This window comes from Allobosea sp. FG18 (assembly GCF_057809495.1).
This window is the reverse complement of the sequence record NZ_JBMDKB010000001.1, coordinates 293089-308990: the sequence shown is the minus strand read 5'-3', so window position 1 is coordinate 308990 and position 15902 is coordinate 293089. Positions and strand designations below refer to the sequence as shown.

16 protein-coding genes are annotated in these 15902 nt (G+C 67.6%); 5 read left to right on the top strand and 11 right to left on the bottom strand.

What is annotated here, in order from left to right; genetic code table 11:
- Positions 1 to 77: 77 nt before the first annotated feature.
- From ACODTJ_RS01510 to ACODTJ_RS01495, 4 genes are all read right to left on the bottom strand, one after another.
- The gene (locus ACODTJ_RS01510) at positions 78 to 1700 is read right to left on the bottom strand and encodes an amidohydrolase (RefSeq protein WP_454658018.1); all 1623 of its coding nucleotides are present in this window, start codon (positions 1698 to 1700) and stop codon (positions 78 to 80) included.
- A gap of 46 nt (positions 1701 to 1746) precedes the next feature.
- Positions 1747 to 3228, bottom strand: coding sequence for a M81 family metallopeptidase (locus tag ACODTJ_RS01505; RefSeq protein ID WP_454658019.1), 1482 nt, complete (start codon positions 3226 to 3228; stop codon positions 1747 to 1749).
- A gap of 259 nt (positions 3229 to 3487) precedes the next feature.
- Complete coding sequence (gene hemC / locus ACODTJ_RS01500) at positions 3488 to 4426, bottom strand: hydroxymethylbilane synthase (RefSeq protein ID WP_454658020.1); 939 nt, start codon at positions 4424 to 4426, stop codon at positions 3488 to 3490.
- Between the two features lie 105 nt (positions 4427 to 4531).
- Positions 4532 to 5920 carry an aminotransferase-like domain-containing protein gene (locus tag ACODTJ_RS01495; protein WP_454658021.1) on the bottom strand — a complete coding sequence of 463 codons (1389 nt, stop codon included), beginning with the start codon at positions 5918 to 5920 and terminating at the stop codon, positions 4532 to 4534.
- A 154-nt stretch (positions 5921 to 6074) separates the two neighbouring features.
- On the opposite strand from ACODTJ_RS01495, the gene ACODTJ_RS01490 reads away from it, so the two are divergent.
- A complete protein-coding gene (locus ACODTJ_RS01490; protein ID WP_454658022.1) occupies positions 6075 to 6941 on the top strand; it encodes a DMT family transporter in 867 nt (288 codons plus the stop codon).
- Positions 6942 to 7001: 60 nt separating this feature from the next.
- Positions 7002 to 7265, top strand: a complete 264-nt coding sequence (locus ACODTJ_RS01485) for a DksA/TraR family C4-type zinc finger protein (RefSeq protein ID WP_454658023.1) — start codon at positions 7002 to 7004, stop codon at positions 7263 to 7265.
- Positions 7266 to 7275: 10 nt separating this feature from the next.
- Here the strand turns inward: ACODTJ_RS01485 and ACODTJ_RS01480 are convergent, their stop codons facing one another.
- On the bottom strand, positions 7276 to 8163 hold the full coding sequence (locus ACODTJ_RS01480; protein ID WP_454658024.1) for a LysR family transcriptional regulator: 888 nt from the start codon (positions 8161 to 8163) through the stop codon (positions 7276 to 7278).
- 137 nt (positions 8164 to 8300) lie between these two features.
- Between ACODTJ_RS01480 and ACODTJ_RS01475 the strand changes: the two genes are divergently transcribed.
- From ACODTJ_RS01475 to ACODTJ_RS01465, 3 genes are read left to right on the top strand one after another with little or no spacing between them, the layout of a single operon-like run.
- Positions 8301 to 9674 (top strand): acyclic terpene utilization AtuA family protein, encoded by a 1374-nt coding sequence (locus tag ACODTJ_RS01475; RefSeq protein ID WP_454658025.1) that lies wholly within the window; start codon positions 8301 to 8303, stop codon positions 9672 to 9674.
- Entirely contained in the window at positions 9671 to 10051 is a 381-nt protein-coding gene (locus ACODTJ_RS01470) for an AtuA-related protein (RefSeq protein WP_488847458.1), read from the top strand. The genes ACODTJ_RS01475 and ACODTJ_RS01470 overlap by 4 nt, the downstream gene beginning before the upstream one ends.
- Positions 10048 to 11451 (top strand): dipeptidase, encoded by a 1404-nt coding sequence (locus ACODTJ_RS01465; protein ID WP_454658027.1) that lies wholly within the window; start codon positions 10048 to 10050, stop codon positions 11449 to 11451. Before ACODTJ_RS01470 ends, ACODTJ_RS01465 begins: the two co-directional genes overlap by 4 nt.
- A 57-nt stretch (positions 11452 to 11508) precedes the next feature.
- Here the strand turns inward: ACODTJ_RS01465 and ureG are convergent, their stop codons facing one another.
- Genes ureG through ACODTJ_RS01435 form a run of 6 tightly spaced genes read right to left on the bottom strand, consistent with a single transcriptional unit; the run spans position 11509 to position 15893 of the window.
- Positions 11509 to 12129, bottom strand: coding sequence for an urease accessory protein UreG (ureG, locus tag ACODTJ_RS01460; protein ID WP_454658028.1), 621 nt, complete (start codon positions 12127 to 12129; stop codon positions 11509 to 11511).
- A complete protein-coding gene (locus ACODTJ_RS01455) occupies positions 12126 to 12806 on the bottom strand; it encodes an urease accessory protein UreF (RefSeq protein ID WP_454659039.1) in 681 nt (226 codons plus the stop codon). Before ACODTJ_RS01455 ends, ureG begins: the two co-directional genes overlap by 4 nt.
- On the bottom strand, positions 12778 to 13275 hold the full coding sequence (locus ACODTJ_RS01450) for an urease accessory protein UreE (RefSeq protein WP_454658029.1): 498 nt from the start codon (positions 13273 to 13275) through the stop codon (positions 12778 to 12780). The genes ACODTJ_RS01455 and ACODTJ_RS01450 overlap by 29 nt, the downstream gene beginning before the upstream one ends.
- A 14-nt stretch (positions 13276 to 13289) precedes the next feature.
- Complete coding sequence (gene ureC / locus ACODTJ_RS01445; RefSeq protein ID WP_454658030.1) at positions 13290 to 15002, bottom strand: urease subunit alpha; 1713 nt, start codon at positions 15000 to 15002, stop codon at positions 13290 to 13292.
- Positions 15002 to 15307 (bottom strand): urease subunit beta, encoded by a 306-nt coding sequence (locus ACODTJ_RS01440; protein ID WP_454658031.1) that lies wholly within the window; start codon positions 15305 to 15307, stop codon positions 15002 to 15004. Before ACODTJ_RS01440 ends, ureC begins: the two co-directional genes overlap by 1 nt.
- A 4-nt stretch (positions 15308 to 15311) precedes the next feature.
- Entirely contained in the window at positions 15312 to 15893 is a 582-nt protein-coding gene (locus ACODTJ_RS01435; RefSeq protein ID WP_454658032.1) for a HupE/UreJ family protein, read from the bottom strand.
- Positions 15894 to 15902 lie beyond the last annotated feature (9 nt).

The window sequence follows — 15902 nt, the reverse complement described above, 5'->3', positions numbered from 1 at the left end:
TGTCGCAGAGCTGTTCGGAGCCCCGTTTCGCATTTTCTTCACGCGAACCGGTATTTTTCGCTCGAAGATGCTCTGCCTCAAGCTCCCCGCTCATAGACGACCGCGCCGCCGAGGATGGTCAGATCGCAGCGCGTGTCCTTGAAGATGTCGGCGGGAGCGGCGCTCAGCAGGTCGCGCGAGAACACCGCGACGTCGGCGAGGAGGCCCGGCGCGAGCCGGCCCTTCACATTCTCCTGCTTCTGCGAGAAGGCGCCGAACTCGGTATAGGCCTGCAGCGCCTCCTCGATCGAGACGCGCTGGCTTTCGTCCATCACCGTGCCTTTCCAGGTCTCACGCGTCAGCATGGTGTGGAAATTCGGGAAGGGATTGGGATCGCAGACCGGTGCGTCGCTGCCCGTCGCCGGCTTGAGGCCGAGATCGAACCAGGTGCGGAACGGATAGCTCGGCATCGCGCGCTCCGGGCCGAGCACCTTCACATAGGCATCGCCGAAATCATGGATGAAGACCTGCTGCGGGCAGGGATAGATGCCGGCCTTGACCATGCGCTCGTGCTGGGCCGCGGTCGAGAAGCCGCAATGCTCGATGCGGTGGCGCCGGTCCGGATCGGGATAGGCGGCGAGCGCCTTCTCGTAAGCCGTGATGAGCTGCTCGATCGCGGCGTCGCCGATGGCGTGGCAGACGAGCTGGTAGCCCTTCTTGTGGGCATCGAGCACCATGCGCTCGAGCTCGGCATCCTCCCACATCCAGACGCCGGTGGTCTTGTCATCGCCGAGATAGGGCTCGGTCATCCAGGCGGTACGGCCGCCGGCCGAACCGTCGAGGAAGAGTTTGACGCCGCCGATCATCAGCATCTCGTCGCCGGTGCCGGAGATCAGTCCGGCGTCGTAGCATTGCGGCACGATCGAGCGGCCATCGTCGCCGAGCAGCGTCAGCCAGGTGCGGACCGGCAGACGGCCGTCGCGCTTGGCGCGGTGATAGGCCGCGATCTCGCGGAAGCCGCCCTTCTGGCCGACGGCGGCGTCCATGCAGCTGGTGATGCCGAGCGAGAGCAGATACTGCCCGCCGCGCTCGATGCCGGCGATGATGTCCTCCTCGGTCGCAGCCGGAATCGCAGCCTGGACCGGGGCGCGGGCATTCTCGGCGAGCAGGCCGGTGAGGCGGCCGTTCTGCTGTTCGATCAGGCCACCCTGCGGCGTCGGGGACTTCTCGTCGATGCCGCCGAGGCGCAGCGCTTCCGAGTTGCAGATCGCGATATGACCGCAGGCGCGCACCAGCATCACCGGATTGTTCGGAGCCGCGCGGTCCAGCTCCTCGCGATAGGGATGGCGGCCGGTGTCGAGCTTGGTCTGATCGTAGCCGCGCGAGAGGATCCATTCGCCGGGCTTGGACTGTGCGGCGCGGGCCGAAATCGCGCCGAGCAGCGCCTCCAGCGTCGGCGCGCTCTCGGGCTTGGAATCGACCCAGCCCATGGTCATGCCGAGCGAGACCAGATGCAGATGCGAGTCGTTGAGGCCCGGCGTCGCCAGCCGGCCCTTCAGGTCGATGACGCGGGTCTTCGGCCCGATCAGCGGCTTGATCTCGGCATCGCTGCCGGCCGCCAGCACCTTGTCGCGGAAGATCGCCAGCGCCTCGACGACGCCCTCCTCGCGCCCGCACCAGATCGGCCCGTTGCGCAATACGATATCGGCCTGAATCGCCATGGTGTTCTCCTCACATTCAGTCGTCGCCGGCGCTTACGAGCGGCGGTCAGATATCGTCGAGCGGGAAGATCGGGCGGCGCACCTTCTTGTAGGGCCGCTCCTTGAAGTTGCGGGTCGAGAGCGCGCCGGTATCGACCTCCAGAACCTCGCGCGCGATCGGCTCGAAGGCGGCGCGGAAATGCTGCATCGACTTGACGATCACCGTCGACTTTCGGGTCGGATCGACGCCCAGCGAGGTGAACTGCGCGAGGTCGGTCGCCTGGCCGTTATGGGTGATGACGATGATCTCGACATCGTCGACGCGGAGCAGCGCCGAGAGCCCGTAATTGCGCCAGACGCCGCCAGCCATCGGGCCATGGCAGAGGAAATAGCCGTCGGTGATCGCGACGACATGGGCGTCGAGATCGAGCGGCCCGCCGCCCATGGTCGGGTCGACCTTGCCGCCGAGCTTGATCCGGCCACGCTTGCCGACGCCGATCGCCTGCGCGGCCAGCACGGCCTCGGGGTCGTTGATCGCGTGGAAGCCGACATTTTTCAGCCCGGCATCGAGCACGGCGCGCAGCAGGTTGGTGGCATCGCCATAGGCGCCGGAGCCGGGATTGTCGGAATAGTCCGAGATCACCACCGGCTTGTAGCCGGGCTTGCCCGTATCGGCCTCGCCGGCCTTGGCGCGGGCCATGGCCTCGGCCAGCGGCGTGAAATGGATCGAGGAGAAGCGGCGCTGCTCCCAGGCATAGTCCATCAGCTCCTCGGCGATGGCTTGCGCCTTGGCGCGATCATCGGCCGTGACCGCGATCGAAGGGCCGATATCGTGGACGTCGGCCGAGGAGAAGCCGGCCTGGACGCTGACGACCAGCGCATCGCCGGAAGCTTCGAGCGCATCGCCACGGCGCAGCAGCTCAAGGAAGGGCGGCGAGGTCGTGCGGCCGCCGTCTAGCGCGTAGAGGATCGGGCGGCGAGCGAGCGCGACCCTGGGCTTGATCTCGCCCTTGATCGCACGCTGCAGCAATTCGGCAGCCTGCCAGGTCCGCTCGTACTGGTCGATATGCGGATAGGTGCGGTAGGAGATCAGCGCGTTGGCGTTGTCGGCCATCAGCTGCGTCACCGTGGCATGCAGGTCGAGCACCGCAACGACAGGAACGTCAGGGCCGATGCGCTTGCGAAGCCGGGCGAGCAACTCGCCCTCGCCGTCATCAGAGCTTTCCGTCGACATGGCGCCATGGAGATGCAGCAGCACGCCGTCGACGCCGGGAGCGGCATCGACGATCTGGCCGGCGAAGAGGTCGAAGGCGGCATCGGTGACGCGGCCGGACGGGTTGGCGCCGGTCACCAGCGGGTGGACGAGGCTCCAGCCGAACTTGTCGGCCGCCTCGAAGGCCGCGCCCATCGAGGTGCGCGTGCCGCGGAAGGCCCCGGGGATCTCGTTGTCGCGGAAGGCGCCATGCGCCCGGAACGTGGCCTCGTCCGTAAGCTGAACACTGAAAGTGTTCGTCTCATGCATGAACTCGGCGATCAAAACGCGCGGCACCGTCATCTCCCCAAAACGTGTCGTTCAATTTTTTTGACAGTTTTGGCGAGACAACTGGATTTTGGCCACTGATTTTCGCGCATGCATCCCCAGAAACCTGCGCGCTTGTCGAATTGTGGTGAATATGCTCGACGACGGCAAGGAGCCGAGAGGCTGATGCCGCCTCCGCGAAATCTCCAGCGGCAGCAAAGGGATAGACGACACACCGCCGCGCCGAACTCGACGCGGTGGCGAAAGACCGGCCGCCCCGAACGGAGCGCTACAGCGACTTGAAGCTCGGATAATGCCCGCGATAGCTCTTCTCGAGGATCGCGACGCCGCCGCGCTCCTTCAGAATCTGCGCGACCGAAAGGCCGAGTTCACGCGCCTGTTCCGGCAGCGCGCTCTGATCCGCGACGACGCGCTCGGTACCCTCGATCGAGGTCACCTGCGCATGCAGCGTCAGGCGGCCGTCCTGCCATGTCGCACAGGCGCCGACCGGCAGGCTGCAACCAGCCCCCAGCGCATGCATCATCTCGCGTTCGGCCTCGGCCTCGGCACGGGCCTGCGGGCACTCGATCGCCTTCAGCACCTCGATCACCGCCGTATCCTCGGCGCGGGCCTCGAGCCCGAGCGCGCCCTGCCCGACCGCATAAGGGAACAGGGACGGGGCGAGCGTCTCCGACGAGGCTTCGTCCAGTCCCAGCCGGCGCAAGCCGGCTTGCGCGAGAATGACCGCATCGAGCGCATCCTCTCCGCCGATCTTGGCGAGGCGGGGCCCGACATTGCCGCGGATCGGAACAACGGTCACATCCGGCCGCAGGTTCAGGATCTGCGCGCGCCGCCGAAGCGACCCCGTGCCGACGCGCGCTCCCTGGCGCAGCGAGGCCATGGTCGCGCCGCAGAGCGCGTCACGCGGGTCCTCGCGCGGCGGCACCGAAGCCAGGACGAGTCCCTCATGCAGGGTGGTCGGCAGATCCTTCAGCGAATGGACGACGAAGTCGACCTCGCGCTTCACCAGTTGCTGCTCGTGCTCGACCGCGAAGACGCCGACCATGCCGAACTGGTGGAATTCGGAGACGCGGTCGCGGTCGGCGATGGTGGCGATCTGGCAGAGGGTGAATTCCGCCTGCGGGAACTTCTCCCGGATCAGGCCCATGATATGGTGGGTCTGGGCCATCGCCAGCGGGCTGCGGCGCGTGCCGATCCTCAGATGCATGATCTCAAAGCTTTCGGTCTTGTCCGGCCGGGCCGGTTGTTGCGGCGGTCTATAACAGCGGGGCGGCGGGCTGACGAGTGCGGCACATGCCCATACTGCGCTGGATCAATCGCGGGCGGCGGCCCCACCCTGCAATCGTATGGTCACCATCGCCTGCCGGAGCACCTCAAACACGCGCGGATCGCGCGACTGGGCGACGTTGAAGCGCATGAAACTGCCGGCGGCCTGGGCGACGCTGAAGACATTGCCCGGCGCCAGCACAACGCCCTGCATCACCGCGAGCTGGGCCAGCTCGGCGGAATCGATGCCTTCAGGCAGGCGGCACCAGAGATAGAAGCCGCCGCGCGGCATCAGCCAGGGCCGAATCCCGAGCGTCTCAAGCCGCGCCGCGACCTCGCGCCGCGCCTGTGCGAGGCGGCGGTGCAGCTCCTCCATGTGCTTGCGATAGCTGCCGCCGGCGAGGACACCCGCCAGAAACTCAGTGGAGACCGGGCTTGGCCCACCGAAATTGGTCGCAACCTGCAGGTCGACGAGTCCTTCGATCCAATCGGCGCGTGCAGCAATATGGCCGCAGCGGACGGCGGCCGAGAGCGTCTTCGAAAAGCTGCCGATCCGGATGACACGCTCCAGCCCGTCAAGCGCCGCCAATCGTGACGAAGGCTCGGGCTCGAAATCGGCGAAGATGTCGTCCTCGACGATGATCACGTCGTTGGCAGCAGCGGCGCTCAGCACGCGATAGGCGGCCTGCGGCGACAGGCTGGCGCCGGTCGGATTGTGCAGCCCGGAATTGGTGAGATAGAGGCGCGGGCGCTCGGCCGAGACCACCGCTTCGAAAGCGGCGATGTCCGGCCCTGTTGGCGTATAGGGCGCGCTCAGGACGCGCACCTGATGCGCCCGCAGCAAAGCCTGAAAGTTAAAATAGCAGGGATCGTCGACGAGGACGGCATCGCCCGGCCGCAACAGGAAGCGGCAGATCAGGTCGAGCGCCTGCGTGCCCGAGCCGGTCAGCATGAGCTGCTCCGGCGAAACCGCGAGCCCGGCCTCGGCGAAGCGCCCGAGCAGGAGCCGGCGCAGGACGGAGGCGCCGCGCGTGCCGCCGTAATCGGTGAGAATCGCGCCATCGGCCCGCGCCAGCGCCCGAAAGCCGCGGCGCAATGCCTCCTCCGGCATCCAGTCTGCCGGCAGCCAGCCGCAGCCGGGCTTCAGCGCGCCCGGCTCTGCATCGAGCGACTGGCGCGAGACCCAGAAGGGATCGACCGCGAGCTCCTGCGGCGAAGCAGCTTGCGTCAACGCCAAGGGCGGCAGGCCACCGCCGGTGACGTAGAAGCCCGAGCCCTGACGGGCCCGGATCAGGCCTTCGGCCGCGAGGCGATCATAGGCCTCGACGACGGTGGAAGGCGAGACCTTCATCGCCGCCGCGAAGCCGCGGATCGAAGGCAGGCGGTCGCCCGGTGCGAGCGTGCGCGCCGCCAGCCGGCCGCGGATCGCAGCCATCACCGCCTCCGTTCGCGTCGCGGCGGCTTCGCTTAGTCGGATTGTATGGTCATCCATAGCCATACAGTTTGCCATGAATGTATCGGTCTGTCGCTGGCTTCCTTGACTGCCCACGCCTAGAGCACGGCTTAGCGTGAAGGAGCAGGCAGATCGCATGATGAAGGATTGGGGCGGCAAGGGCTGGGGCAGCGGATTGCTCGGCGTGCTGATCTTCAGCGGCTCGCTGCCGGCGACGCGCGTCGCCGTGGCCGGCTTCTCGCCCCTGTTCCTGACCGGCGCCCGCGCCGCCATCGCAGCCCTGCTGGGCGCCGCCTGCCTCATGCTCTTGCGTCAGCAATGGCCAAGCCGCGCCGATATCCGCCCGCTCGCGATCGTCGCGCTCGGCGTCGTGCTCGGTTTTCCCTTGCTGACGGCGCTCGCCCTTCAGCATATCCCCTCGGCGCGCTCGATCGTCTTCATCGGGCTCCTGCCGCTGGCGACTGCCTTGTTCGGCGTGCTGCGCGGCGGCGAAACGCCGAAGCCGGTGTTCTGGCTGTTTTCAGGCCTCGGCAGCGCGACGGTCGTCGGCTTCGCGCTCGCCAATAGCGACAGCGGCTCGTTGACGGGGGACCTGCTGATGGTCGCCGCTGTCCTGCTCTGCGGGCTCGGCTATGCCGAGGGCGCAACGCTCTCGCGTCGGCTCGGCGGCTGGCAGGTGATCTCCTGGGCGCTGCTCCTGTCGCTACCGGCGATGGCCGTGATCACCCTGCTGTTCTGGCCGTCGACCTGGCAGGGCATCGGGACGCCGGCCTGGATCGGCCTCGGCTATGTTTCGGTCTTCAGCATGCTGGTCGGTTTCGTGTTCTGGTACCGGGGGCTGGCGATCGGGGGCACGGCGACGGTCGGCCAGCTTCAGCTGCTGCAACCGTTCTTCGGGCTGACGCTGGCAGGCTGGCTGCTCGGCGAACCGATCGCCTGGACCATGATCGCGGCGACCGCCGTCGTCGTTCTCTGCGTCGGCGGGGCGAAGCGCTTCGCCTGAACCGAAGCTCTTGGATTTCGCGCAGCCCAAGGCCATCTTAAGGGCCAAGGAGATGGTGCGATGGCGAGCGGATGGGCTCCGGACGGAGCGGTTCAGGACCAGGTCGACGGCTCGATTTCGGACGCGGTTCGCCTCGCGCGCTCGCGCCTGCCGAATGGCCCCGGCGAAATCCACTGCCAGGAATGCGGCGAGGAGATCCCCGAAGCGCGGCGCCTTGCCATGCCCGGCGCGCGGCTCTGCATCGGCTGCCAATCCGGCCATGACCGATCGGCGGCGCTCTCCGGCTACAACCGGCGCGGCAGCAAGGACAGTCAGCTCAAATAGACCCGCCGACCTAAGCGCCAGCGGAGCGCAGGACGGCGACGAACTTGATCGCGCTGGCCGAGAGCGGCCGATCCTTCAGCGAGGTCATGCCGATGCTGCGCTGGATCACTGGCGCGACGAGAGGGACCATGGCCAGTTCGTCGGCGTTGAACATGGCGAAGGTCATCGTCGGTAGCACCGTCACGCCGAGCCCCGCCGCAGCCAGCGCCGCGGCACAGGAAATCTGATCGACCTCATAGGCCGGCGCGGCCGGCAGATCGGCGTGGATGAAGCCTGCATCGGTGAGGCGCCGGACCGAGGAGGACGGCGACATCGCAATGAAGTCGAAGGGCGCCAGCTCGCTCCAGTCGACGCTGCCGCGCCCGGACAAGGGATGCCGGCGCGACACGACGAGCATCAGCCGGTCGCTCGCGATCTCTTCGAAGGCGAAAGCGGCCTGGCCGTCGGGCCTGCCGGCGATGACGAGATCGACGCTGCCATCCTGCAGCATCGCCATCGCGCGCTCCTGCAAGGCATCGCGCACCGCGACCGCAATGCCCGGATAACGATCACGGAAGGCCCGCAGCGCCGGCGGCAGCAAGGTACAGACGGCAGACGGCAATGCGGCGACGGACAAGCGGCCATGCACGCTGTCGCCCCGCCGCGCGATCGCTTCGAAAGTACCCGCCAGGCTTCGCATCGCTTCCCGCGCGCTGGCCACGACATGCTGGCCTTCATAGGTCAGAGCCAGCTGCCGCGTCGTCCGGTCGACCAGCCTGCAACCGAGTTCCGCCTCGACGCGCCTCAAGGTTTCGCTGACGGAGGGTTGCGATACGCCAAGCCTTTCCGCCGCAGCGGTCAGGCTCAGGGTATCGCCGATGGCGACGAGGATTTCGAGCTGGCGCAGGGTCAGGTTCATTGGCGAAGCCGGGCGGAAAGGCGACGCCATTCATAGACTAAGCCTATGTATAAATTAATCGCCATTATTTGACGTTTTGCCGTCCGAGCGCTTGCATGCCTGCGCATGAATGACGCGGACGGCATGGAAACGCAGTGGTGACACAGCAGGTTTGGATCGGGGCTGCGGCCGGCTTCGCAGGCGATCGCGCCGACGCTTCGGGGCCGCTGATCGCAACGCTCGCGCGTCACGATGGCCCGCGCTTCCTGATTTTCGAGACACTGGCGGAACGCACCCTCGCGCTCGCACAGCTCGACCGCCTGGCAGATCCGACGCGCGGCGAGGTTCCGGCTCTCAAGCGCCTGCTCTGGCCGGCGCTGGCGCCCTGCGCCGCCGCGGGCATCAAGATCATCGGCAATTTCGGCGGGGCCAATCCGCTCGGGGCCGCCACGAAAATAAGGAGCTGGGCCATCGAACTCGGCTGCCCCGACCTGAAGATCGCAGTAGTGGCTGGCGACGATCTGCGGGGCCTGTTCAGCTCTGCCGATTTCGCCCGCATGGAGACGGACGGCGCCCTGCTGCGCGACGAGCCCGCCATCATTTCGGCAAATGCCTATCTGGGGGCGGATGCGATCGCCGCAGCGCTGAGCGAGGGCGCCGATATCGTCGTGACGGGGCGCGTCGCCGATCCCGCCCTCGTCCTCGGCCCGCTCAAGTACAGTTTCGGATGGGCGGATGACGATTGGGACAGGCTCGCAGCCGGCATTCTGGCGGGCCATCTGCTCGAATGCGGATCGCAGGTGACCGGCGGCTATTTCGCCGATCCCGGCGTCAAGGACGTGCCGGGGATGGATGTGCTGGGCTATCCGATCGCCGAAATCGAGCCGGACGGCACCTTCGTCGTCACCAAGCCGGCGGGGACCGGCGGGCTCGTCGACCGCCGGACGGTTACGGAACAGATCCTCTACGAAATCCACGACCCGGCCGCCTATCTGACGCCGGATGTGATCCTCGACCTCACGCAGGTCGAACTCGCGGAAGCCGGGCCAGACCGTGTCCGGGTGACCGGCGCGCGCGGACGGACACGGCCCGCGACGCTGAAGGCGACGGTGTGCTTCGACGGCGGATTTCTGGCCGAGGCCGAGATTTCCTATGCCGGCCCAAACGCCAGATCCCGCGCCACCCTCGCCATCGACACGGTGATGAAGCGCGTCGCCCGCCTTCATCCCGCAATGCGGGTTCGCGCCGACCTGATCGGGGTGATCAGCGTCTTCGGCGATACGGCCGGAGCGCGGCTGAAGGCCGATGTCCCGAATTTCGGCGATAGCGACCTGCGCGTCCGGTTCGCGGCCGAGTCCGCCGACCGCACTGCGGCGGAATGCCTGCTCGACGAGGTCGAGGCGCTGTATTGCGCCGGCCCGGCCGGGGGCGGCGGCGTCCGCAGACGCCTGACGCCCCGGCTGCGCAGCGCGTCCTGCCTGGTGGATCGCAAGCACGTCGCGCCGCAAGTCTCGTTTCTGGAGATGGCATGACCCGCGCGATTTCTCTCTACGAACTCGCCCATGCCCGCTCCGGCGACAAGGGCAACCGGCTCAATATCGCGGTCATCTGCCGCGAACCGCGATTCTTCGAGCCGCTGCGCGAACGCCTGACGGAGGAGTTTGTCGCGCGCGTCTTCCGCGAGCGCCAGCCCACTGCCGTCAGGCGCTATGACGTGCCGAATCTCCACGCCTTCAACTTCGTCCTCGACGACGTGCTGGATGGCGGCGTCAACGGCAGCCTCGGGCTCGACGGCCACGGCAAGACGCTCTCCTTCCTGCTGCTCTCGGCTGTGATCGAGATGCCGGACGGGCTGCCGATGCCGGCCGAAGAGTCATCTCCCGAAGCCATCAGCGGAGGCTCGCGATGAGCGCCGAACCTGTCGTCGACTACCTGCGGCGACGCCATGACGCCGTGATGGCGCGCCTCGACGCCTTCCTCAGGCTGCCGAGCGTCAGCACCGACCCCGCCTATGCGCAGGGCATGGCCGATACGCGCGCCTTCCTGCTGGATTGGCTGAGAGGCATCGGCCTGAGCGACGTCCAGCTCCTCGACGGCGGCGGGCAGCCGGCCGTCTACGGCGCCTGGCTCGGCGCGCCGGGAGCGCCGACGATCATCGTCTACGGCCATTACGATGTACAACCGCCGGACCCGCTGGCGCTGTGGCAATCGCCGCCCTTCGAACCGACGATCCGTGACGGGCGCCTTTATGCGCGCGGTGCCTCGGATGTGAAGGGTTCGACCACGATCGCGATCGAGACGGTAGCGGCCTTTCTCGCCGTCGAGGGGCGCTGCCCGGTCAATATCAAGCTGTTCATCGAGGGCGAGGAGGAGACCGGCAGCCCCAGCCTGCACGAAATCGTCCGCCGCTACGGCGACCTGCTGCAAGCCGATGCGATGATCTCGGCCGATGGCGGCCGGGCGAGCCCGACCGTGCCGACGATCAATGTCGGCGCGCGCGGCCTGACCAAGCTCGAGCTCGTCGTGCGGACCGCCGACAAGGAATTGCATTCCGGCCGCTATGGCGGTTCGGTCCGCAATGCCCTGCATGAACTCGCCGCCATTATCGCCACCCTCCACGATGCCGACGGCGCCATCGCCATCCCCGCCCTGATGGATGCCGTGCGGCCGCTGTCAGAGCGCGACCGGCGCGATACGGCGGCCCTGCCCTTCGACGAGGCCGCCTTCGTCGCGGATGTCGGCGGCATCGCTGCCGGCGAGCCCGGCTACAGCGTCCGGGAGCGACTGACGCTGCGCCCCGCAATCGACGTGAACGGCCTATGGGGCGGCTACACAGGCGCCGGCTCCAAGACCGTCATCCCGGACGAGGCCCGCGCCAAGATCACCGTCCGCCTGGCGCCGGGGCAGGACCCCGACCAGGCCACCCAGGCGCTGAAGGATCATATCCTCGCCGCGGCAAGGCCCGGCGTTCGGATCGGCTTCGAGGCGGTCGGCGGGGGCTCGCCGGCCTCCACGCTCGCAGCGGAACACCCGCTGGTGCAGGCGGCGACGGCCGTGCTGCACCGTACCTCCGGGCAGGAGCCCGTGCATGTGCGCCTCGGCGCGACCGTGCCGATCACCGCGATCTTCAAGGAGGCGATGGGACTGGACACGCTGATGTTCGGCTTCAATCTGCCGGACGAGGACGTGCACGCGCCCAACGAATTCTTCCACATCCCCTCGGTCGCGCTGGGGCTCCGAGCCTGGCCGATGCTGCTGCAGGAACTGGCGCGATACGCCCCGTCGGCTTTCCGCCCGCAGACAGGGTGAGGAGCCCACAGCGCCAGCGGTGCTCGCCTTCGCGAAGGCCGCAACGACCGGGGCTGCCTATGCGGCGGCGAGGCCGCCGTTCTTCTCGATGAAGGCGACGATCTCCTCCACGCCTGTGAGCCGGTTCAGGTCGGAGAAGACGAAGGGCCTGCCAGGGCGCTGCTTTTGCGTGTCCGAGCGCATCACGTCGAGATTGGCCCCGACATAGGGCGCCAGGTCGATCTTGTTGATGATCAGCAGGTCCGAGCGGGTGATGCCCGGCCCACCCTTGCGCGGGATCTTCTCGCCGCCGGCGACGTCGATGACATAGAGCGTGATGTCGGCGAGATCGGGCGAGAAGGTCGCGGCGAGGTTATCGCCACCGGATTCGATGAACACCACGTCGAGATCGGGAAAACGGCGGCGCATCTCGGCGATGGCGGCGAGGTTGATCGAGGCGTCCTCGCGGATCGCGGTATGCGGGCAGCCGCCGGTCTCGACGCCGATGATGCGCTCTTCCGGCAGCGCCTGCAGCCGGTTGAGGATCAGCTCGTCCTCCTTGGTGAAGATGTCGTTGGTGACGACGGCGACGGAGTAGCGCTCGCGCATCGCCTTGCAGAGCTTTTCGGTGAGGGTCGTCTTGCCGACGCCGACCGGGCCGCCGATGCCGACCCGGAGCGGACCGTTTGAGGATTTCACGAGCGAAAGACCCTTGAATACTGCGTTTCGTGGTTCATCGAGAGGATATCGGCGCGAATGGTGCAGGAGCCAAGATCGTCGAGGGTCGAGACGGCGGCGCGCTGGGCGGTGCGCAGGATGACCGGCTCCAGCGCCGCGAGCGTCGCCACCCCGTCGCGCTGGCCGAGCGGCACCAGTCGCACGCAGGCCTGAACGAGATTCGAGGCGAAGGCATGGAGATAGGCGATGAGCGCATCGGCGAGCCCGATGTCGTGGCGCGCTGCGGCGGAACCGACGGCCACCGGATAGGCGAGCGCCCCCTCCCCGCCTGCCGCCTCGCCGCCCCAGGCGGTCATAGCCTCGACGAAGGCGCTGCCTTGCAGGGTCGTCTCCATATGGCGCTCGCGCGAACCGGACATCGCGTCGGCGAGTTCGGCGACGGCGTTCAGGCTCTCACCCGCCGCAACGTTGCGCCAAGCTTCGGCCAGAAGAACGGCGTCGTTCCAAGCGGAGCCACGCTCCAGCAGCGTTTCCAGCCATTCGCACAGGCTCGCGCGGTCGCGGATCAGCCCGTCATGGATCGCCCGTTCCAGCCCATGGCTATAGGCGAAGGCTCCGACCGGAAAGGCCGGAGAGAGCCATGTCATCAGACGCGTGAGCGCGACGGCCTCAGTCATGATGATGATGGTCGTGGCCATGTGCGTGACCATGTCCATGCGTGTGGCCATGGCCGTGATCATGCCCGTTGGCATGATAGGCGCCATGCACCGGCTGGAAGCGCGCGACGACTTCTCGAACGGAGGCACCGAGCCCTTCGAGCATCGCCCGGATGACGTGGTCACGCTGGATCAGGATGCGGGTTTCGTCGATCTGCGCCGGCAAATGGCGGTTACCCAGATGCCAGGCGAGATGACGCAACGGACATGTGCCCGGCAGCACCTCGTAAAGCTCCTCCTCCGCCGCGAGGATCGCGACGGCGCGGCCATCGTCGAGCACGAGCCGATCGCCATCGGCGAACAGCACCGGCTCGGGCAGGTCGACCATGATCTCCTCGCCCTGATCGGTCGTCACCAACTTGCGGCGCAGGTGGCGGGCGGCATGGTCGAGCCGGAGCGTGCCGGCCGGAACGCCGCTACCGCCGGGGCTATGGGAAATGGCGCGGAGCATGCTCAAGCCTCGGATCAGAACAGGAAATAGCGCTGCGCCATCGGCAGCACGGTCGCGGGTTCGCAGGTCAGGAGCTCGCCATCGGCGCGCACCTCATAGGTCTCGGGGTCGACCTCCATATGCGGGGTGGCGTCGTTGAGGATCATCGAAGCCTTGGAGATGCCGCCGCGCGTGTTCTCGACGGCGAGCATGCCCTTGGCCACGCCGAGCTTCTCCTTGAGCCCATTTGCGATCGCCGCCCGGCTGACGAAGGTCACCGAGGAGATAGCCGGCGCCCGGCCCATGGCGCCGAACATCGGCCGGTAATGCATCGGCTGCGGCGTCGGGATCGAGGCGTTGGGATCGCCCATCGGGGCTGCCGCGATCATCCCGCCGACCAGCACCATCTCCGGCTTCACGCCGAAGAAGGCCGGGTTCCAGAGCACGAGATCGGCGCGCTTGCCGACCTCGACCGAGCCGACATGCTTGGACAGCCCCTGCGCAATGGCGGGGTTGATCGTGTATTTCGCGATATAGCGGCGCACCCGCAGATTGTCGTTGTCGCCGCTCTCGCCGGCCAAGCGCCCGCGCTGGACCTTCATCTTGTGGGCGGTCTGCCAGGTCCGGATCGGCACCTCGCCGACGCGGCCCATGGCCTGGCTGTCCGACGAGATGATCGAGAAGGCGCCGATATCGTGCAGGATGTCCTCGGCCGCGATCGTTTCCTTGCGGATGCGGCTCTCGGCGAAGGCGATGTCCTCCGGGATCGAGGGCGACAGGTGATGGCAGACCATCAGCATGTCCAGATGCTCGGCGATGGTGTTCTGCGTGTAGGGCCGCGTCGGATTGGTCGAGGACGGGATGACGTTCCTGAGGCCGCAGACCTTGATGATATCCGGCGCATGGCCGCCGCCGGCCCCTTCCGTGTGGAAGGCATGGATGGTGCGGCCCTTGAAGGCCGCGACCGTGTCCTCGACGAAGCCGCTTTCGTTCAGCGTGTCCGTGTGGATCATCACCTGAACGTCGTGGTCGTCGGCAACGCTGAGGCAGTTGTCGATCGCGGCCGGCGTCGTGCCCCAGTCCTCATGGAGCTTCAGCGCGCAGGCGCCACCCTCGATCATCTCGATCAGCGCGGCGGGCTTCGACGCGTTGCCCTTGCCGGAGAGGCCGAGGTTGATCGGCACCGCATCGAAGGACTGGATCATCCGGCCGAGATGCCAGGGGCCGGGCGTGCAGGTCGTCGCCAGCGTGCCATGGGCCGGGCCGGTGCCGCCGCCGAGCATGGTGGTGACGCCGGACATCAACGCCTCGTCGATCTGCTGCGGGCAGATGAAGTGGATATGGGCGTCGACGCCGCCGGCGGTGAGGATCTTGCCCTCGCCGGCGATCGCCTCGGTGCCGGGACCGATCACGATGGTGACGCCCGCTTGCGTATCCGGATTGCCGGCCTTGCCGATGGCGACGATCCGCCCGTCCTTCAGACCCACATCGGCTTTCACGATGCCCCAGTGGTCGACGATCAGCGCGTTGGTGATGACGGTGTCGACGGCGCCCTCGGCGCGGCTTGCCTGGCTCTGGCCCATGCCGTCGCGGATGACCTTGCCGCCGCCGAACTTCACCTCCTCGCCATAGACCGTGAAGTCCTTCTCGACCTCGATGATGAGATCGGTATCGGCGAGGCGGACGCGGTCGCCGACCGTGGGTCCGTACATCTGCGCGTAAGCGGCGTGGGAGAGCTTGGCCGGCATCAGAGTTTCCCCATCACCTTCTGCTGGAAGCCGTAGACGGCGCGCCCGCCGCCAAGCGGCACGAGGCGGACCTCGCGCTGCTGGCCGGGCTCGAAGCGCACGGCGGTGCCGGCGGCGATGTCGAGCCGCATGCCCCGCGCGACGGCACGGTCGAAATCGAGCGCCTCGTTGGTCTCGAAGAAATGATAGTGCGAGCCAACCTGGATCGGCCGGTCGCCGGTATTGGCGACGAGCAGCGTGACCTGCTCCGCGCCCGCATTGAGGACGATGTCGCCCGCGGCGGGAAAGACCTCTCCGGGGATCATCGTCTCAGGCTCCCGCGACCAGCCAGAGGCCGCCGAGCGCGGTCAACCCGCCGGCAATCCGTGCAGCAACCCGGCCGCGATGCGAGAGCGCGTTGCCGGCGAGGCCAATGCCGATGCCGGCCGCGTGCAGCAGCGCGGTCGCCAGCGCGAAGCCGGCCATGAAGGACAGGCTCGTCGCCTCGCCGAGCTCGCCGCCATGGGCATAGCCATGGAACAGCGCGAAGAATCCAACCACGGCCATGCCGACCGCGACCGGGACCTGCAGCGCAACCAGCGCCAGCAGGCCGAGCACCACGACGGAAGCCGCGATCGCCGGCTCGACGAAGGGCAGGCCGATGTTTGCGAGCGCCGCGGCGAAGCCGAGCATCATCGTGACGACGAAGGCGGTCGGAATCATCCAGACCGCACGACCGCCGACGAGGAAGGCCCAAAGACCGACGCCGACCATCGCCAGGATATGGTCGGCCCCGAAAAGCGGATGCGAGAAGCCGGCGGCAAAGGAGCCGTGCTCGGCCGGGTTGAGATGCGCGAAGGCCGGGCTAGCCGCACCGACGCTCAGGATCAGGGCGATCGACAATCTCTTCATGGCGGCCTC